Source organism: Promicromonospora soli, assembly GCF_014653785.1.
In the GTDB taxonomy this organism is placed as follows: Bacteria; Actinomycetota; Actinomycetes; order Actinomycetales; family Cellulomonadaceae; genus Promicromonospora; species Promicromonospora soli.
Map to the genome: position 1 here is coordinate 738,087 of NZ_BNAS01000001.1, position 18,566 is coordinate 756,652.

The 18,566-nt window shown below is 70.2% G+C and carries 16 protein-coding genes, 1 tRNA gene and 1 pseudogene; 6 read left to right on the forward strand and 12 right to left on the reverse strand.

Annotated elements, in window-relative coordinates:
* The 7 genes and pseudogenes from IE250_RS03340 to IE250_RS03370 form a co-directional block, all read right to left on the reverse strand.
* On the reverse strand, positions 1-1,848 hold the full coding sequence (locus IE250_RS03340; protein ID WP_189667815.1) for a polymorphic toxin-type HINT domain-containing protein: 1,848 nt from the start codon (positions 1,846-1,848) through the stop codon (positions 1-3).
* Between the two features lie 262 nt (positions 1,849-2,110).
* Positions 2,111-2,608, reverse strand: a pseudogene (locus tag IE250_RS03345) (GNAT family N-acetyltransferase); the annotation flags it as partial.
* A 200-nt stretch (positions 2,609-2,808) separates the two neighbouring features.
* Positions 2,809-3,378, reverse strand: a complete 570-nt coding sequence (locus tag IE250_RS03350; protein ID WP_189667817.1) for a YcxB family protein — start codon at positions 3,376-3,378, stop codon at positions 2,809-2,811.
* 77 nt (positions 3,379-3,455) lie between these two features.
* The gene (locus tag IE250_RS03355; RefSeq protein ID WP_229872097.1) at positions 3,456-3,791 is read right to left on the reverse strand and encodes a hypothetical protein; all 336 of its coding nucleotides are present in this window, start codon (positions 3,789-3,791) and stop codon (positions 3,456-3,458) included.
* 190 nt (positions 3,792-3,981) lie between these two features.
* Positions 3,982-4,055 (reverse strand) — tRNA-Val (locus tag IE250_RS03360).
* A gap of 76 nt (positions 4,056-4,131) precedes the next feature.
* Positions 4,132-4,587, reverse strand: a complete 456-nt coding sequence (locus IE250_RS03365; protein WP_189668314.1) for a peroxiredoxin — start codon at positions 4,585-4,587, stop codon at positions 4,132-4,134.
* Positions 4,588-4,648: 61 nt separating this feature from the next.
* A complete protein-coding gene (locus tag IE250_RS03370) occupies positions 4,649-5,056 on the reverse strand; it encodes a DUF3052 domain-containing protein (RefSeq protein WP_189667819.1) in 408 nt (135 codons plus the stop codon).
* Between the two features lie 438 nt (positions 5,057-5,494).
* Between IE250_RS03370 and aceE the strand changes: the two genes are divergently transcribed.
* Positions 5,495-8,242 (forward strand): pyruvate dehydrogenase (acetyl-transferring), homodimeric type, encoded by a 2,748-nt coding sequence (aceE, locus tag IE250_RS03375; protein WP_189667820.1) that lies wholly within the window; start codon positions 5,495-5,497, stop codon positions 8,240-8,242.
* A 97-nt stretch (positions 8,243-8,339) separates the two neighbouring features.
* On the opposite strand, the gene IE250_RS03380 is transcribed toward aceE, so the two are convergent.
* A complete protein-coding gene (locus IE250_RS03380) occupies positions 8,340-9,032 on the reverse strand; it encodes a hypothetical protein (RefSeq protein WP_189667821.1) in 693 nt (230 codons plus the stop codon).
* 99 nt (positions 9,033-9,131) lie between these two features.
* Here IE250_RS03380 and IE250_RS03385 point away from each other — a divergent pair, with 99 nt between their 5' ends.
* From IE250_RS03385 to fabF, 5 genes are all read left to right on the forward strand, one after another.
* The gene (locus IE250_RS03385) at positions 9,132-10,457 is read left to right on the forward strand and encodes a PucR family transcriptional regulator (protein ID WP_189667822.1); all 1,326 of its coding nucleotides are present in this window, start codon (positions 9,132-9,134) and stop codon (positions 10,455-10,457) included.
* A 118-nt stretch (positions 10,458-10,575) separates the two neighbouring features.
* On the forward strand, positions 10,576-11,562 hold the full coding sequence (locus IE250_RS03390) for an ACP S-malonyltransferase (RefSeq protein ID WP_189667823.1): 987 nt from the start codon (positions 10,576-10,578) through the stop codon (positions 11,560-11,562).
* Positions 11,559-12,560, forward strand: coding sequence for a beta-ketoacyl-ACP synthase III (locus IE250_RS03395; protein ID WP_189667824.1), 1,002 nt, complete (start codon positions 11,559-11,561; stop codon positions 12,558-12,560). The genes IE250_RS03390 and IE250_RS03395 overlap by 4 nt, the downstream gene beginning before the upstream one ends.
* Before the next feature lie 127 nt (positions 12,561-12,687).
* Positions 12,688-12,936, forward strand: coding sequence for an acyl carrier protein (locus IE250_RS03400; protein ID WP_189667825.1), 249 nt, complete (start codon positions 12,688-12,690; stop codon positions 12,934-12,936).
* A gap of 125 nt (positions 12,937-13,061) precedes the next feature.
* On the forward strand, positions 13,062-14,306 hold the full coding sequence (fabF, locus tag IE250_RS03405; protein WP_189667826.1) for a beta-ketoacyl-ACP synthase II: 1,245 nt from the start codon (positions 13,062-13,064) through the stop codon (positions 14,304-14,306).
* An 85-nt stretch (positions 14,307-14,391) separates the two neighbouring features.
* On the opposite strand, the gene IE250_RS03410 is transcribed toward fabF, so the two are convergent.
* From IE250_RS03410 to IE250_RS03425, 4 genes are read right to left on the reverse strand one after another with little or no spacing between them, the layout of a single operon-like run.
* Positions 14,392-15,483: an ABC transporter ATP-binding protein gene (locus tag IE250_RS03410; protein ID WP_189667827.1), complete on the reverse strand. Its 1,092-nt coding sequence runs from the start codon at positions 15,481-15,483 to the stop codon at positions 14,392-14,394.
* A complete protein-coding gene (locus tag IE250_RS03415; RefSeq protein WP_189667828.1) occupies positions 15,480-16,487 on the reverse strand; it encodes an ABC transporter permease in 1,008 nt (335 codons plus the stop codon). The genes IE250_RS03410 and IE250_RS03415 overlap by 4 nt, the downstream gene beginning before the upstream one ends.
* Position 16,488: 1 nt before the next feature.
* Positions 16,489-17,469: an ABC transporter permease gene (locus tag IE250_RS03420; protein WP_189667829.1), complete on the reverse strand. Its 981-nt coding sequence runs from the start codon at positions 17,467-17,469 to the stop codon at positions 16,489-16,491.
* Positions 17,466-18,473 carry an ABC transporter ATP-binding protein gene (locus IE250_RS03425; protein WP_229872098.1) on the reverse strand — a complete coding sequence of 336 codons (1,008 nt, stop codon included), beginning with the start codon at positions 18,471-18,473 and terminating at the stop codon, positions 17,466-17,468. The genes IE250_RS03420 and IE250_RS03425 overlap by 4 nt, the downstream gene beginning before the upstream one ends.
* Between the last annotated feature and the right edge of the window lie 93 nt (positions 18,474-18,566).

Sequence of the window (18,566 nt, forward strand, 5' to 3'; positions counted from 1 at the left end):
TCATGACCTCGTTCCGAAGAGGAATCCATCTGCGTTCTTGACGACGTTCCCGGCCTTCATCTCAGCACTGAGCAGGGGAAGGTCAGTGTTGGGCAGGGTGTAGTCGAGGGTGTAGCCGTTCGACCCCTGACCGCTGAGGTGAATCGAGTGCGGGACGTTCGACGCCCCGTCGTACTGCGGCGTCACTTTGTACAGTACGTCCTCGCCGCTCTCGACGACCTTGCGCACCTCGCCCTCGATGGCCCTCTGCCAGGGGTTGTTGGACCGGTTGTACTGAGACACGAAGTTGGCCGCGTGGTTGTTCGGCCCGCCCAGCTGTGCGCCGTGCAGGTGGCCTGCCTGGTGGATGGACGGGTCGTAGTCCAGCGGCTTGACCGACGGGTTGGTCGAGCCACCGATGTTGTTCTTGGTGAGCCTGACCTCGATCCCGGAGGGCCTGCCGAGCCCGTCCACCTTGTAGCTGGCGCCGTTGATCTTGTAGGTGTGGTTCTTCTGCAGGTCCGCGGCGTGCACGGCGTTGTGGACCAGGACGAGCGTGTCACCCGCGTACACGTAGTAGTTGTGATGGGTCTCGACGTGGAAGTTGTAGACGGTCTCGACGTCTGTCCCGTCACGGGTCTCGGTCTCGATGGCCTCGACCGGGACGGTGGCGCCCTCCGGGGTGACCAGCAGGTCGCCCACGTTGAGGAACGCGGCGTCGATCCAGCCGCGGCCGGAGACCATGAACGGGTGCTCCGAGGTGGTGGAGACGACGGCGCCCGCGATGGTCAGGTGGAACAGCTCGGTGGTGGTGCGGACGAACGTCTGCTGCACCACCTGCAGCTCGTCCCGGCCGGTGACCAGGTCGTGGGCCCAGACCTTGTCGCCGACGGCGATGTCTTCGATCGGACGCGGCCCGTCGGGGGTGTGGATCAGGGTGCCGGCGACGAAGCACTTGCCGAACCCGAACTTGCACGTCTTGCCCGACCTCAGGGCACCCTTGCTGATCCCCTTGGCCAGACCGGTCGCGGCCTTGGCCGCGGCACCCAGGCCGATGAGCGAGAGTGCCGCACCTGCGATGGCGAGGCCGGCTTCGGCCCAGGACCGTTCGCCGGTGGCGGCCAGGGTGATGTTCGCGACCGCACTGACTATCGCCGCGACAGCGGCGATGACGATGAGCACACCCGCCAGGGCGGTGCCCACGATCGGGATGAACGCGACGATCACGGCCAGGATCCCCGCGATGGTGGAGATCATGTCGGCGATGTCAGCGATCGCGGCGACGAGCTTGGACCCCCAGTCCTCCCACCACCCGTCGTTCAGATCATCCGAGCCGGTGATCTCCTCGATCCGGTCGATCGCATGCTCCGCGGCCCGGTTACGGTCCGAGACCGCGGACTCGATGCTCGACTTCGCCGAGGAGATCGCGCCGGCAGCCTGGTCCGCCTCGCCGTCGGCCTGCCGCGCCTTCTGCTCGTACTCCGCCTTCTCCGTCTCGTCCTTCGCCGAGTCGGCCAGGTCCTGCCACCGGTCCTTGGACCCCGACGCGGCCTGCGCCGCATCCTGCGCATCCCGCGCCTTGTCCAACGCCAACAGGGTCTCGGACTGCACCCGCTCCAGCGCGGACGCATACCCGACCAGGGCCTCACCCGCGGCGACGTACCGGCCGTGCGCCTTGCGGATCTCGCCGACGGTGTCTTCCTTGGTCGCCATCAACGCATCCACCGCCTGCGAGACGGTGCCCTCGACATCCAGGCGACTCATCGCCGAGGCCGCGTTGTCGATCGAGCTGGCAACCTCCAGATACTCCTGCCCACCCGAGAGCACCAGCACCGGGTCACCCGGCGTCGGGTCCGAGTCCAACCCCACCGGCGACCAATCAGACGGCCTCAACGAAACGCCACCCCTCACTTGTCCGACATGAAGGCATTCCCCTCGGCGAAGAGCCTATGCCAAAATCCTCATTACCGGACAATAAGGACTCTTGACTCCGAGTGGCCCTCGGAAGATGCGCTGACGCGGCGGCGCGGGGTCGTCACCGGCGGGTTGGTGGAGGCCGAACGGTATCGCCAGCCCCGGAGGTCGGAGACGGACGGAGGGAACGGAGCGTCGTGCGGTCGCGGGCGCCCGGTCAGGCGGTCCCGAGGGATCGCAGCGTCTCGCCGTGCAGGCGCCGGGTCTGCCATTCGTTCATGGGCGTCGAGCCTAGGGCGTCATAGAACGCGATGGCCGGCTCGTTCCAGGTCAGGACCGCCCACTCCAGGCGGGTCCAGTCACGCTCGACGCAGATCTGGGCGAGGCGCGTGAGCAGGGCCTTGCCCGCGCCGGCACCCCGGTGCGCCGGGTCCACGAAGAGGTCCTCAAGCCAGATCCCGTTGCGCCCCGTCCAGGTGGAGAACGTCACGAACCACACGGCCATGCCGACGACGGCGCCGTCGCGCTCGGCGATCAGCGCGTGCGTCGTCGGCGTGCCGGCCTCGGGGAACAGGGCACGCGCGAAGTCGTCGACCGTGGCCTCAACGGCGTCGGGCTCGCGCTCGTAGTCGGCGAGCGCTTGGACGAGGTGCAGGATCTCGGGCAGGTCGGCCGGGACGGCTTCGCGGATCATGACGGTCACCCGGCCGAGCGTACGACGCGCTTGCGCGAACGTGTAACTGCCCGTGGTGCCTCAGCGGCCTGGCTACGGTGCCCCCGGCCCAACCGTGCGCCCAAGCATGCCCTGAGGTCGCCCGGCTGACTTGTCCGACGACGCGCGGCTGATCGCCTGGGCACGCCGGGTGACCTCGCCCGACGCATCGACGACGCGATACCGAGCCGGGTCACGACCGGTCAGCGCAACTTGTACCGACCGACGTGCGCCTGGATCTGCGCCCTGACCAGCACCTGCTCGTCGACCGGGACCGCCCTCTTGGGCAGCCAGTACACGAGTGAGAACAACCCGTTCGGGACGTAGACGTAGTACGCCTCAGTCGTCTCGCGGGCACGGGACGCAATGGGCCACCTGAAGGACTGGCTCCCGCTGGGCCCAGCATGGCTGAACCCGTCGGCGTCGAGCACGGCGCGCACGGGCTCGCGGTTCGCGGGCTTGCGCCAGGCGGCATGCCCGCCCAGCCGTGAGTACCCGAGGAGAATCAGAGCCGCCGGCACACCGAGTACCAGCAGAATCATCAGGTCCGTGCGGTCGGCAACGGGTTCGCCGTCCCGGTCGACGAGGAAGTAGCTCATCAGGACCGCGAGCGTGAGCACGACGGCGAGCACCAACCAGGAGAGCACAGTGACCGCTCGCATCGTGGGCATGGCCCGGAGCACAGCGACGTAGTCCGACCGCTCCGGGACGAAGTCGTACGCCAGGCGGAGCCCGGTGTCGGTGACACCGGTCGCGTGATTCTCTTCGGCCACGCGCCGCAGCCTAGCCCGGCGAAGGTCCGCCTCCGTAGCAGAGCTCCTGGGTTCCGAGGACACGCGGGGAGCCAACCTCACCGAAGGTGCAGGAAGATCCTGACGTCGTCGAGGCCGTCGATCGCCCGGCCGTCCACGTCCGCTGAATCCACGTCAGCACGCGCCGCCAAGGAATGCACCAGCGCAAGGGCCTCATCGCCGAGATGGCCGAACCGTCGAGCGACATGTCCTAGGCAGAGGCCGGCCAGCCCCAGCAGCTGACTTCCGGAATCAGCACGTGTTCCGACCTGCACGCACCAGTGCTCGACGAACTCCCGGTCGTCGTCGTTCAAGGCACTCCCCACCAGGGCGTCCGCCGCCTCGGGTTCATGCGCCTGGTTCCCGATCGCCCGCTCCAGCGTCTCGACAACCACGTCGTGCGGCAGGGCAGGAGGGTTCTCGAAGCGCAGATGCGAGTGCACGCCGCGAGGCTACGCGGTCCACTGCGGGATTTGTAGCCGGGCACGGTCCCATCTACAGATGGCCCCGTGGGGGTAGATCTGCCCACTCGCGTCCGAGTGAAAACGGCCTGTGAACAGGTCAGATACCAAGAACGGCGGTAGGTGGGCCCGGAGGGATTCGAACCCCCGACATCCACGGTGTAAACGTGGCGCTCTAACCAACTGAGCTACGAGCCCGGCAGCGGACAACAATACCTGGCCCACACCACACATCGGGCCTAGTTTTCCGAACTGGCCTGCATGGGGCGGCGTGTCAGATCTCCGCGACCGCCTGGCGGTAGTCCTCAAGGTCGCGCGCCTTGCCCCGCGGGTTGACGACGCACCAGCGGACGATCCCGTCGGCGTCGATCAGGAACGTGCCGCGCAGCGGGTTCCCGGTGCTCTCGTCGAACACGCCGTAGTCGCGCGCGACCTCGCCGTGCGGCCAGAAGTCGGACAGCAGGTCGAACTGGTAGCCCTCGGCCGCCTGCCAGGCCTTGAGCGTGAAGACCGCGTCGGTCGAGACCACGAGCAGCCGTACGCTGGCGGTCTCGAAGTCCTCGATGTTGTCGCGCAGCTCGCACAGCTCGTTCGTGCACGTGCCCGAGAAGGCGAACGGCACGAAGACCACGAGCACCGGTGCGCCACGCAGGTCGGACAGTGTCGTCGGGGTGCCGTGGGTATCAGGGAGCGTGAAGTCGGGTGCGGGATCACCCGGCTTCAGCGACATCATGGGAACGGTCGGCGCAGTGGCGGCAGACTCGGTCATGGCTCTAATCCTGTCAGGCCGTTCAGCGACCGCGGCCCCGGTAGGCGAGCCGAGTCGCGGACCAGTCCTCCGCGATGGCGAAGGTGCTGGTGGTCTGGAGGCCCGCGGTGGTCGCGGCCTCCTGGATGTCGCTGTGGCCCACTTCCCCGTCCCGACCGGGCTTGGGCGTGAAGATCCAGATGAGGCCGCCGTCGTCCAGGACGGTCTGGACGTCGACCAGTGCGTCGGTGAGGTCTCCGTCGTCCTCCCGCCACCACAGGATGACGCCGTCGGTCACGTCGCCGAAGTCCTCGTCCTCCAGCTCGCTACCGATGATCTCTTCGATGTCGGCCCGGAGCTCTTCGTCGACATCGTCTCCCCAGCCGAATTCCTGCACCACTTGGCCGGCCTCGAAACCGAGGCGCCCAGCGCCCTGGGTGTCCGTGCTCACTTGGTTGATCGTCCCTCTCTCTGTCCGGCACTGGCAGCCGGGTCGTGTGCCTGTTCTGTCGGCCCTACGTCGGGCCCTCCGTCGCCAAAGGTAGTGCACGCACCCCCGCCATGCCTCGCAACCAGGAGGTGTGGTTTCTATTTGATGATTCGATGAGACCAGGGCAACGCACAGGTCATGCACTCAGTCTCATTATTGCGATACTGCGTATCAATAGTGGTGCGAACCGGCACAGACGTAACGCAGATCACGCACTCTTGACCGCCCTATGGTGTGAGGACACGCTGTGAGGGGACAGAATGGGAAGACCACCTGTGCGTGGGCGTGCACAGCCGCAACCCCAGCTGTGGTGACGCTACCGCCGACGCGACGGGTCCTGACGAGGCGGCGAGGAGCGCGAACCGCGACCGCGCCGCGCGACACCGAGAGAGGTTGCTGGTGGCTTCGTTTGACGAGACCGGACCGCTGATCAACGGTCTGCTCAGCGCCGTACCTGACATCGACCCGGCCGAGACCGAGGAATGGGTCGAGTCCTTCGACGGGCTGATCGACGACAAGGGCGGACCCCGCGCCAGGTACGTCATGCTCAACCTGCTCCGGCGGGCACGGGAACGGAATGTGAGCATCCCCGCGTCGATGGCGACGCCCTACGTGAACACCATCGGGGTGCACGAGGAGCCGTACTTCCCGGGTGACGAGGCCATGGAGCGCCGGTATCGCTCGTGGATCCGCTGGAACGCGGCAGTCATGGTGACCCGCGCCCAGCGCGAGGGCCTCGGCGTCGGCGGCCACATCTCCTCGTACGCGTCCGTGGCGACGCTCTACGAGGTCGGCCTGAACCACTTCTTCCGCGGCAAGGACCACCCGGGCGGCGGCGACCAGATCTACTTCCAGGGCCACGCCTCCCCCGGCGTCTACGCCCGGGCGTACCTCGAGGGCCGCCTGACCGCGGACCAGCTCGACGGGTTCCGGCAGGAGAAGTCGCACGCGGGTGGCGGTCTGCCGTCCTACCCGCACCCGCGCCTCATGCAGGACTTCTGGGAGTTCCCGACCGTGAGCATGGGCCTCGGCCCGGCGTCGGCGATCTACCAGGCGTGGACCAACAAGTACCTGCACAACCGCGGGATCAAGGACACCAGCCAGCAGGACGTCTGGGCGTTCCTGGGCGACGGCGAGATGGACGAGCCGGAGAGCCGCGGCATGATCCAGCACGCCGCACACCAGCAGCTGGACAACCTGACCTTCGTCGTGAACTGCAACCTGCAGCGCCTCGACGGGCCGGTGCGCGGTAACGGCAAGATCGTCCAGGAGCTGGAGGCGCAGTTCAAGGGCGCCGGCTGGAACGTCATCAAGGTCGTGTGGGGCCGCGAGTGGGACGCCCTGCTCAACGCGGACAAGGACCGCGCGCTGGTCAACCTGATGAACATCACCCCCGACGGTGACTACCAGACCTACCGCGCGGAGTCCGGCGCGTTCATCCGCGAGCACTTCTTCGGGCGCGACCCGCGCACGAAGGCGCTCGTCGAGAACATGACCGACGAAGACATCTGGAACATGAAGCGCGGCGGGCACGACTACCGCAAGCTCTACGCGGCCTACTCCGCGGCGCGGGCGCACACCGGTCAGCCGACCGTCATCCTGGCGCACACCGTCAAGGGCTACGGCCTGGGCGCGGGCTTCGCCGGGCGCAACGCGACGCACCAGATGAAGAAGCTCAAGGGCGACGACCTCAAGACGCTCCGCGACTCGCTCCGCATCCCGATCTCGGACGCCGAGCTCGAGGCCGACCCGTACCTGCCGCCGTACTACCACCCGGGCCCCGACGCGCCGGAGGTCCAGTACATGCTGGAGCGCCGCCGTCAGCTCGGTGGGTTCGTGCCGGAGCGCCGCACCGCGAAGAAGACCCTCCCGCTGCCGGAGGACAAGACGTACGAGCTGCTGAAGAAGGGCTCCGGCACGCAGCAGGTCGCCACGACCATGTCGTTCGTGCGCCTGCTCAAGGACCTCTTCAAGGCCAAGGACTTCGGCAACCGCATTGTGCCGATCATCCCGGACGAGGCGCGCACCTTCGGCCTCGACTCGATCTTCCCGAGCGCCAAGATCTTCAACACGGTCGGGCAGAACTACCTCGCAGTGGACCGCGAGCTCATGCTGAGCTACAAGGAGTCCGAGCAGGGCCAGATCATGCACACCGGCATCAACGAGGCCGGTTCCGCGGCCGCGTTCCAGTCGGTCGGCACGTCGTACGCGACGCACGGCGAGCCGATGATCCCGGTCTACATCTTCTACTCGATGTTCGGCTTCCAGCGCACGGGCGACCAGTTCTGGGCGGCCGGCGACCAGATGACGCGCGGCTTCATCATCGGCGCCACCGCCGGGCGCACCACCCTCACGGGTGAGGGCCTGCAGCACGCCGACGGCCACAGCCCGCTCATCGCCGGCACCAACTCGGCGATCGTGCAGTACGACCCGGCCTACGGGTACGAGATCCGGCACATCGTGCGCGACGGCATCGAGCGCATGTACGGCGACGGCTCCGACGGCCGCGACCAGGACGTCATGTACTACCTCACGGTGTACAACGAGCCGATGGTCCAGCCGGTCGAGCCGGAGGACGTCGACATCGAGGGCATCAAGCGCGGCATCCACCGCATCTCGGTCTCCGACGCCGAGGGCCCCAAGGCCCAGCTCCTCTCCTCCGGTGTGGGCGTGCCGTGGGCGCTCGAGGCGCAGCAGCTCCTCCGGGAGGACTGGGGCGTCTCGGCCGACGTGTGGTCCGTGACCAGCTGGAACGAGCTGCGTCGCGACGCCCTCGCTGCAGAGCACGACGCCCTGGTCGACCCGTCGGCGCCGATGCGTACGCCGTACGTCACGGAGAAGCTGTCCGGTGCCGAGGGGCCGTTCGTCGCGACGAGCGACTACGACCACCTCGTGCCCGACCAGATTCGCGCCTGGGTCCCCGGCGACTACGCGGTGCTCGGCGCGGACGGCTTCGGCTTCTCCGACACCCGGGCCGCCGCGCGGCGTTACTTCCTCATCGACGGCCCGTCGATGGTGGTCCGGACGCTGCAGGTCCTCGCCCGCCGCGGCGAGGTCCCGGCCGACGTCGTGCCGAAGGCTGTCGAGAAGTACCGCTTGCTCGACGTCACCGCCGGCACGTCCGGCAACGCGGGCGGCGACAGCTGATCCACGGCTGGTCCGCTCCGAGAACGACTTGAGGTACCGATCCGATCCGCGGATTCGGTACCTCAAGTCATTCTCGGAGCGGATGTTCGCGGGGGCGTCAGGCGCCCGACTTCTCCTGCTCGCTCGCCGCGATCGCCCTCGCCAGCTCGTCCCGCAGCGGCTTGACCGCCCTCGTGTCGGGGTGCATGTCGAGCGCCCGCAGGTGCTGTCGCGCCTCGAAGGCTCGGTCCGCCTCGAGCGCGGCCAGCACCAGGTGCTTGCCCACGATCGGCGAGTGCTCCCGCACCCGCCAGTGGCCCACGCCCAGCCCGAGGGCCTCCACCGGCATCCCCGCGTCGCGCAGGATGGCGAGCCCTTCGGCCAGGGCGCGCCCCTCCGGGTCCCGCTCGGCCGCGGTACTGAGCCGTCGGACGGCGCCCTCCGGGTCGTCGGCCAGCGACAGCCGGCCCAGCTCGATCAGGGGGTACCAGCCTCGCGGGTGCCCGGCCAGCTCTTCGGCAAGCGCCCAGACCGCGAGGTCGGCGTCGTGCTGCTTCGACTCGGGTATGTCCTCGGAGTCTCGGAGAGGGTCCTCCAGCGTTGGATCTTCGGCTGCCCGACGGCGGACGATCTCTGCCAGGGCGCCGAAGGCTTCCTCGTTGTTGGGATCGTCGGTCAGCTGAGCGCGCAGCGCATCCTCGTGTACCGCGTCCCCCCGTCGGGGCGCCGACGGCGACGGGCGGCGAGCGCCGACCGTGGACGCGGACAGGGGCCGACGGATGAGGCGGCGGAGCCGTTGCATCAGGGCCATGCCTCGACCCTACAGTTTTCCTCCGGCCTGCACTGTGATGATGCTGTCTCGAAAGTCCGTTTGTGGACTCCCCACAACTCGGACTCGTATGCTGCCGGTGTGCCAGCAACTCGACGAGCCGCGCGAACCAGCGGCCGCAAGACCGACCGGGAGGCCGGGCAAGCAGCCGACCGCGGCGAGAACCAGGACACCGGTCAAGCTGCCGGCCGCGGCACCGGCCCGGGCAGCCCAGCGCGCAAGACGGCCCCAGGGCCCGCTCCGGAGGCGGCCACGGACCCCGCCGGGTTCCCCATGAACCTGCAGCGGGTGCGAGAGGCCAGCGGCCTCCTGACCGCCGCGGCGATGCGACGCCTCGACGAGGACCTCGGCTGGTACCGCGAGCTTCCCGCGGAGGACCGTTCGTACGTGGGCCTCGTCGCCCAAGCCGGCATCAACGCGTTCACCTCGTGGTTCACCGACCCGGACCGGCCGCCGCACGGCGTCAGCGAGATCTTCGCCGCGGCCCCCACCGAGCTGACCCGCTCCATCTCGTTGCAGCACACCCTGCAGCTCGTGCGCGTGGTGGTCGACGTCGTGGAGACGCACTCCGACCGGATCGCCGCACCCGGCGGCGAGCGTGACCTGCGCGAGGCCGTGCTGCGCTACTCCCGCGAGGTCGCGTTCTCGGCGGCCGAGGTCTACGCCCGGGCCGCCGAGTGGCGCGGCGCGTGGGACGCCCGCCTCGAAGCACTGGTGGTCGATGCCCTCGTCCGCGGCGACGGCGACGACTCCCTCCGGTCGCGCATCTCCGCGCTCGGCTGGAGCGGCCGCGGGAACGCGCTGGTGGTGGTGGGGCTCGCGACGGAGGAGCTCGACGAGATCCGCACCGCCGAGATCCGCCGGGTCGCCCGGCGCGCCGCGGGCGACGCCCTCGTCGGGATCCACGGCGACCGCCTCGTGCTCGTGCTCGGCGGCGAGGGCGACCTCGTGGCCGCCGCCACGTCGCTCCTGACCCGCTTCGGCACCGGTCCGATAGTCATCGGCACCCAGGTGCCGAGCCTGACCGACGCCGCCCGGTCGGCCCGGTCGGCGCTCGCCGGGCTGACGGCCGCCCCGGCGTGGCCGCAGGCGCCCCGGCCCGTCATGGCGGACGACCTCCTGCCCGAGCGCGTCCTCACCGGCGACTACACGGCCCGCGCCACGCTCATCGCCCAGGCGTTCACCCCGTTGCAGGAGGCCGGCGGCGCCGTGCTGGAGACCCTCTCGGCCTACCTCGGTACCGGCCGCTCGCTGGAGGCCGCCGCCCGCCATCTGTACGTTCACCCCAACACGGTGCGCTACCGCCTCCGCAAGGTGTCGGAGATCACTGGCTGGGACCCGCTGGACGCCCGGGAGTCGTTCGTGCTGCAGGTCGCGCTGGCGTTGGGCCAGCTCGGCCGGGGCTGACCTTTCGCCCTAACTCTTCGCCGAGGTCAGCGCCTTGTAGGTTCCCCACAAGGCCCCTCGACCAGGTTGGTGCAGGTCGCGACGTCCTGCGGGCGCAACGGGTTGGCAGAGTGGACGCGTGCTCGCCGTCGTCTGCCCTGGACAGGGCTCTCAGACCCCCGGGATGCTCAGCGACTGGCTCGAGCTGCCCGGTACCGAACAACGCCTCGCCGCAGCATCCGAGGCCTCGAACCTGGACCTGGTGGCGCACGGCACGACGTCGGACGCGGACACGATCCGCGACACGGCCGTCGCCCAGCCACTGATCGTCGCCACCTCCTTGCTCGCGTTCCGCATCCTGCTGGACGGGCGCGCCGCCCAGGAGGTCGTCGACGTCACCGCCGGCCACTCCGTCGGCGAGCTGTCGGCAGCAGCAGTGGCTGGCGCCCTGTCCGACGACGGCGCGGCCGGCCTGGTCGCACGTCGTGCCCGGGCGATGGCCACGGCGGCAGCTGCTGCGCCGTCGGGCATGAGCGCCGTCGTGGGCGGTGACCCGGACGAGGTGCTGGCCGCCATCGAGGCCGCGGGCCTGTGGCCCGCGAACGTCAACGGCGCAGGCCAGACTGTCGCGGCCGGCGCCCTGGAGAACCTCGCCAAGCTGGCCGAGAACCCCCCGACCCGGGCCCGCGTGATCCCGCTGCAGGTGGCGGGCGCGTTCCACACCCCGTACATGGAGGCGGCGCGCGCGGAGTTCGAGCCGGTGGCCCTCGGCTGGGCCGCCACCGATCCCACGCTGCCCTTCCTCGCCGACCTCGACGGGACCGCCTACACCGGCGGCGCCCACGGCCACGGCGCCGCGGCCGCCGTGCTCGACAACCTCGCGCGCCAGGTCACAGCCCCCGTGCGCTGGGACCTGATCATGACCGCCCTCGCCGAGCGCGGCGTCACCGGCCTGCTGGAGCTCGCCCCCGGCGGCGTTCTGACCGGCCTCGCCAAGCGCGGCCTCAAGGGTGTCGAGACCGTGGCGGTGAAGTCGCCGGCCGACCTCGACGCGGCCCGCGAGCTCATCGCGGCACACAGCGACGTCCTTTCCACCGGCACGAGCGCTACCGGAGCAGCCAAGTGACCTCCCTCCAGCAGGCACAGCCCACGCAGTTCTCGCGGATCCTCGCGATCGGCGCGGAGCGCGGTGAGCTCGTCGTGACGAACGACGACATCGCAGGCCCCATCGACTCCTCGGACGAGTGGATCCGCCAGCGCACCGGCATCATCACCCGACGTCGGGCCGGCGCGGACAAGGACGTGCTCGACCTGGCCGAGGCCGCCGCGAACAAGGCGCTGCACGCCGCGGGCCTCGTCGGCGCCGACATCGACGCGATCATCATCTCGACGATCACGCACATGCACATGACGCCGTCGGCCGCCGCGGTCCTGGCCGACCGCATCGGCGCGACGCCCGCCGCGGCCTACGACATCTCGGCTGCCTGCGCCGGCTACGCGTACGGCATCGGCCAGGCGGACGCGCTGGTCCGTGCGGGCCTGGCCCGGCACGTGCTGGTGGTCGGCGCCGAGAAGCTCAGCGAGGTCATCGACCCGACCGACCGCTCCATCTCCTTCCTGCTGGGCGACGGCGCGGGCGCCGCGATCGTCGGCCCGTCGGACACGCCGGGTATCGGCCCCACGGTCTGGGGCTCGGACGGCTCCAAGGCCACCGCGATCCGCCAGACGCACTCCTGGACCGAGCTGCGCGAGGACCCCTCGCTGGGCTGGCCCACGCTGCGCCAGGACGGGCCCACGGTGTTCAAGTGGGCCAGCTTCCAGATGGCGCCCATCGCGGAGAAGGCAATGGCCGAGGCGGGCGTCACCGCCGCGGACATCCAGGCCTTCATCCCGCACCAGGCGAACATGCGGATCATCGACCAGGTGAAGAAGCAGCTGGGTCTGCCGGACACCGTGGTGATCGCCCGCGACATCGCCGAGACCGGCAACACGTCCGCCGCCTCCATCCCGCTGGCCGCCGAGCGGCTCCTGTCCGAGGGACAGGCCAAGTCCGGCGACCTCGCCCTCCAGATCGGGTTCGGCGCGGGCCTCGTCTACGCCGCGCAGGTCGTCGTGCTGCCGTAGCCAGGGTGCGGCAGGGTGGGAGAAATGGCCCGCCGTGCATTCCGGTCACGGGATGCGCCAAGATCTGACCAGCAAGACACCGGTGCCCGACGGCGCCGGTGACCGTTACGAAAGATAAGGAAGTCCCATGGCCAACACGGACCAGGAGATCCTCGAGGGCCTCGCCGAGATCGTCGCCGAGGAGACGGGCCTCGACACGGCCGACGTCCTGCTCGAGAAGTCCTTCACGGACGACCTGGACATCGACTCCCTGTCGATGATGACCATCGTCACGCACGCCGAGGACAAGTTCGGGGTTCGCATCCCGGACGAGGAGGTCAAGAACCTCGCAACCGTCGGCGACGCCGTGAGCTTCATCAAGAGCGCCCAGGCCTGAGCCGCCCCCGACGGCGGCCGCGCGGCCATCTGATCCGGCCCGCGCCGCCGTCGGGCACTCGCTGCCCACAAGGCAGCACCATCAGCAACTGCCCCCTTCGCCCCACCACACTCGGGAGCAACATCATGACCTCCGCACGCGAAGTCGTCGTCACCGGCCTCGGCGCCACCACCCCGCTCGGCGGGGACGTGGCATCCACGTGGGAGGCCGCCCTCGCAGGCGCATCGGGGGCGCGCACCCTGGAGAACGACTGGGCCGAGAAGTACGGCCTGCCCGTCACGTTCGCCGCCACCATCAAGGTGGACCCAGCCGAGGTCCTCTCCCGCCCCGAGACCAAGCGGATGGACCCGTCCACCCAGTACGCGATCGTCGCGGCCCGTGAGGCCTGGGCCGACGCCGGCAGCCCCGAGGTCGACGGTGAACGGCTCGGCGCCGTGGTGTCGTCCGGCATCGGCGGGCTCTGGACCATCCTGGACGGCTGGGACACGCTCCGGGAGCGCGGCGCCCGGCGCATGCTGCCCATGACCGTTCCCATGCTCATGCCCAACTCGCCGTCGGCGTACGTCTCCCTCGAGTTCGGCGCCCGCGCCGGCACGCACGCCCTGGTGTCCGCGTGCGCCTCCGGCGCCGAGGCAGTGGGCTACGCGGCGGACATGATCCGCACCGGCCGGGCCGACGTCGTGGTGGCCGGCGGTACCGAGGCCGTGATCCACCCCATGCCGCTCGGCGCGTTCGCGGCGTCGCGCACGATCTCGCTGCGCAACGACGACCCGCAGCGCGCTTCCCGCCCGTACGACATCGACCGCGACGGCTTCGTCCTCGGCGAGGGCGCGGCGGTCCTGGTGCTGGAGAGCGCCGAGCACGCCGCCGCCCGGGGCGCCCGCGTCTACGCGAAGATCTCGGGCGTCGGCCTGTCGTCCGACGCGTACCACATCACCTCCCCCGACCCCGAGGGCACGGGCCAGGTGTCCGCCATGCGCTTCGCCATGCAGGACGCCGGGGTGGGCGCCGCCGACATCGTGCACATCAACGCGCACGCCACCTCCACCAAGGTGGGCGACCTCACCGAGACGCGCTCCATCCGGACGCTCCTCGGGTCCGACGCCGACCACGTGCAGCTCTCGGCGACCAAGTCCATGACCGGCCACCTGCTGGGCGGCGCCGGCGCCATCGAGTCGCTGTTCGCGGTCAAGGCGATCAACGAGCGGCTCGCCCCGCCCACGATCAACGTGGACAACCCCGACCCGGAGCTGCAGGTGCCTCTCGTGCGCGACGAGCCGGTGAAGCTGCCGGGCGGCGACATTGCCGCGATCAACAACTCGTTCGGCTTCGGCGGGCACAACGTCGCGCTGGTCATCCAGAGCGCCTGAGCCCGCCACCGCCTGAAGGGCGGCGCACGTGTCAGACGCTCAGGTCGCTCCGGCGACCTGGGCGTCTGACACGTGCGGAACCTTCTTATCGGGCGAGCTCTGCCGGCAGGACGTCCCTGAGCTCCGGGTCGTGCAGGTGGCACGACACCAGGCGGCCGTGCTCCGCTGAGCGCGTCGTGCCCAGCACCGGCCGGGCCTCGCGGCACACGTCCGTCGCGTGCGGGCACCGCGGCGCGAACGGGCAGCCCTGGGGCAGCCGGCTCAGGTCGGGCGGCGAACCGGGGATGCCCGACAGCTCACGCCGCGGCCCGTGCAGGGGCGGGAACGAGCCGAGCAGACCGTGCGCGTACGGATGCCGCGGTCGGCGGTACACGTCGCCGGCGTCCGCCTGCTCGACGATCTCTCCGGCGTACATGATCGCGATCCGGTCCGCGACCTCCACCAGCAGCGACACGTCGTGCGTGATCAGGACGACCGAGAAGCCCAGCCGGTCGCGCAGCTCCATGACCTGCTCGAGGATCTGGCGCTGCATGACGACGTCGAGCGCCGTGGTGGGCTCGTCCATGATGAGCACCTGCGGCTCCAGCGCGAGCGCCATCGCGATCATCACGCGCTGGCGCATGCCGCCGGAGAGCTGGTGCGGGTAGGACCGCAGCCGGTCCGCCGGGATGCCCACGAGCTCCAGCAGCTCTGCCGCCCGTTCCGCGGCCGCCGACCGGCTCAGCCCAGGCCGGTGCGCCAGGATGCCGTCCACGATCTGCCGCCCGATCCGGTACACCGGGTTGAGCGAGCTCATCGCGCCCTGGAACACGATCGCGATGTCCTGCCAGCGCGTGCTGCGCAGCTCGCGGTCGCTCAGCCGCAGCAGGTCGGCACGCGTGCCGTCGCGGCCCGTCAGCCAGACCTCGCCGCTCGTGATCAGCCCGGGCGGGGCGAGCAGGCGCGTCGCCGCGTACGCGAGCGTCGACTTGCCGCAGCCAGACTCCCCCGCCAGCCCCAGCACCTCTCCCCGGTTCAGCGTGAGCGAGACCTTCCGCAGCACGTGCGTGGGGTCGTCGCCGTAGCCGTAGTCCACGGACAGGTCGCGGATCTCCAGCACCGGTTCGCCGCCTGACGAAGGACGCCCGCCTTCCCGGACCGCGCCGCGCTCCGCCGTCGTCGTGATGGACGCGCTCATGACTTCTCCTCCCGCACCACCGGTGTGAACCCGACGCGCGGCCGGATGCCGCGCCGGCGCAGGGACCGCGCGTGCAGGCCGGTGGACCGCAGGCGGGGGTTGACGAACTCGTCGATGCCGAAGTTGACAAGGGTGAGGGCCATCCCGAGCAGTGCGATGCACGCGCCCGCCGGGACGAACCACCACCAGGCCCCGCGCTGCAGCGCCAGATTGTTCTGGGCCCAGAACAGGATGGTCCCCCAGTTCCACTCGCTCACCGGCGTGATGCCGATGAACGAAAGGGTGACCTGGGACAGGACGGCGAACGTGACCGTCCCGACGAACCCGGACGCGATGACGGCCGTCAGGTTCGGCAGCACCTCCGCGAGGACGAGGCGCCACGTGCGCTCGCCGTTCGCCCGGGCGGCCTCGACGAAGTCTCGCCGCCGCAGCGACAGGGTCTGCGCCCGCAGCACCCGGGCGCCCCACGCCCAGCCGGTGGCACCGATGACCAAGGCCACCGTGAGCCCGCCCGCTGACGGGAGCTGGGCCGCGATGATGATGATCAGCGGCAGCTGCGGGATGACGAGGAACACGTTCGACAGGGCCGACAGCGTCTCGTCGCCGATGCCACCGATGAACCCGGCCGTGACGCCGACGATCACGCCGACGACGGTGGCGCTCACGCCGGCGACCAGGCCGACGACCATGACGCCGCGAGTCCCGACGATGATCTGCGACAGGATGTCGCGGCCCGTGTGGTCCGTGCCGAGCCAGTGGGCCGGCGACGGCGCCTGGAGCAGGTCAGCGCTGACCTGGCTGGGGTCGTACGGCGTGATCCACGGCCCGACGATCGCGAGCAGCGCGAAGAGGCCGAGGAGCGCGAGGCCGGTCAGGGCTTTCGCGTTGCGCACGAACAACAGACGCGGCGCCCTGCGCCGGGCAGGCACCACGGGCACTGGATCCGTCGCGGCCGGGGCGACCGAGGCTGCCGAGGCCGCCGAGAGAGTGGTCGATGTTGTCATGTCAGCTCTCCTGCCGGGTGCGCGGGTCGAGCGCCACGTAGACGAAGTCCGCCACCATGTTCGCGACGAGCACGGACAGCGTGATGACGAGGAAGCAGCCCTGCATCAGCGGGTAGTCGTGCGTGGACACCGCCTGGTAGAGCGTGTAGCCGATGCCCTGGTAGGAGAAGACCATCTCCATGATGAGCGTGCCGCCGACGACGAAGCCGAGGGACAAGGCGAAGCTGGACACCTGCGGCAGGACCGCGTTGCGTGCGGCGTACCCGAGCACGACCTGGCGCGACGGCAGGCCCTTGGCGTGCGCCACCGTCACGTAGTCCTCGGAGGACACGGTGACCATCATGTTGCGCATCCCGAGGATCCAGCCGGCCACCGACGACAGCACGACGGTGAGTGCCGGCAGGAATCCGTAGTAGCCGACCGAGGAGACGAACTCCCAGGTGAGACCCGGCAGGAGCCCGCGGTCGTAGCTGCCGTTGGACGGGAACCACCGCAGGTTCACGGCGAACACAGTGATCGTGATCAGGCCCAGCCAGAAGTACGGCACGGCCGAGAAGAAGGTGGACACCGGCAGCAGCGAGTCCGCCCAGGTGCCGCGCCGCCAGCCGATCGCCGTCCCGATCAGGGTGCCGACGACGAACGCGATGATCGTCGCGACGCCGACGAGCCCCACCGTCCACGGCAGGGACTGGGTGACGATCTGGGCGACCGGCGTCGGGAAGTGGGTGAACGACAGCCCGAGGTCGCCCTTCAGGAGCAGACCCCAGTACTGCACGTACTGCTCCCACATCGACGTGTTCTCGTCCAGGCCGAACAGCACGCGCAGCGAGTGCTCCGCGTTCGAGTCGATGCGGCCCTGCATGCGGCCGATCAGGGCCGTCACCGGGTCGCCCGGCAGCAGCCGGGGCACGAAGAAGTTCATGGTGATCGCCGCCCACGCCGTCAGGGCGTAGAACGCGAGCCTTCGCGCGAGGAACTTCATGGCGCGGCCTCCTCGTCCGCGCGGACGCCCGTGGTGCGCTGCCCGATGACGGGCCGGTCGCCCCGGTCCGAGTACGCCCAGCAGGCTGCGGTCCGGCCGGCCCCGACGTCGAAGAGGTCCGGCACCTCTCGACGGCACAGGTCCACCGCGAACGGGCAGCGGGGGTGGAACCGGCAGCCGGGTGGCGGGTCGATGAGGCTCGGCGGCTCACCGCCGATGCCGCTCTCCCGCACCTCGCCCGCCGTCAGGCCGCCCACGGTCCCGCCCAGGTCGTCCGGGTCGGGCGCCGAGGCCACGAGCAGCCGTGTGTAGGGGTGCTTCGGGTCCTGCGTCACCGACTCGCTGTCGCCGGTCTCCATGACCCGCCCCGCGTACAGCACGGTCGTCCGGTCGGCGAAGTACCGCGCGGACGCGATGTCGTGCGTGATGTACAGGATCGCGATGCCGAGCCGGTCCCGGAGGTCCTGCAGGAGGTTGAGGATGCCGAGGCGGATCGACACGTCGAGCATCGAGATGGGCTCGTCGGCCAGCAGCACCTCGGGGTCAGCCGCGAGCGCCCGCGCGATGGCGACGCGCTGGCGCTGGCCGCCGGACAGCTCGTGCGGATACGAGTCGACGTACCGCTCGGCGGGCGTGAGGTGCACGCGCTCTAGCAGCTCGGTGAGGGCCGCCTCGAGCTCGGCCCCGCGCAGGCGTCCGCGGTGGATGCGGACGCTGCGGGTGAGGATGTAGCGGACGGTGTGGACGGGGTTCAGCGAGCCGAACGGGTCCTGGAAGATCATCTGGACACGCTTGACGTAGCGCCGGAAGGCCTTGCGGCCGCGCACGCGGGCGTCGTGACCGTCCAGCAGGACCTGCCCGGCGGTCAGGGGAAGGAGCTGGGCAAGCAGGCGTGCCACGGTCGACTTGCCTGAGCCGGACTCGCCGACGACGGCGAGCACGCTGCCGCGCCGCAGCTCCAGGTCGACCCCGTCGACGGCATGGACGACCTTGCGGACCCCCACGCCGCCCACAGGAAAGTGCTTCGTGAGACCGGTCGCCACCAGCACCGGGGGCTCGGCGGTGACTCCCGTCCGGGGGCGAATGGTGCGTCGTTC

What these genes read in the sequence shown, in the direction of transcription:
- IE250_RS03380 (WP_189667821.1), bottom strand. Translation starts at nt 9,032, where the DNA reads ATGGCCCTGATGCAACGGCTCCGCCGCCTCATCCGTCGGCCCCTGTCC.
- IE250_RS03415 (WP_189667828.1), bottom strand. Translation starts at nt 16,487, where the DNA reads ATGACAACATCGACCACTCTCTCGGCGGCCTCGGCAGCCTCGGTCGCC.
- fabF (WP_189667826.1), top strand. Translation starts at nt 13,062, where the DNA reads ATGACCTCCGCACGCGAAGTCGTCGTCACCGGCCTCGGCGCCACCACC.
- IE250_RS03400 (WP_189667825.1), top strand. Translation starts at nt 12,688, where the DNA reads ATGGCCAACACGGACCAGGAGATCCTCGAGGGCCTCGCCGAGATCGTC.
- IE250_RS03410 (WP_189667827.1), bottom strand. Translation starts at nt 15,483, where the DNA reads ATGAGCGCGTCCATCACGACGACGGCGGAGCGCGGCGCGGTCCGGGAA.
- IE250_RS03420 (WP_189667829.1), bottom strand. Translation starts at nt 17,469, where the DNA reads ATGAAGTTCCTCGCGCGAAGGCTCGCGTTCTACGCCCTGACGGCGTGG.
- IE250_RS03365 (WP_189668314.1), bottom strand. Translation starts at nt 4,587, where the DNA reads ATGTCGCTGAAGCCGGGTGATCCCGCACCCGACTTCACGCTCCCTGAT.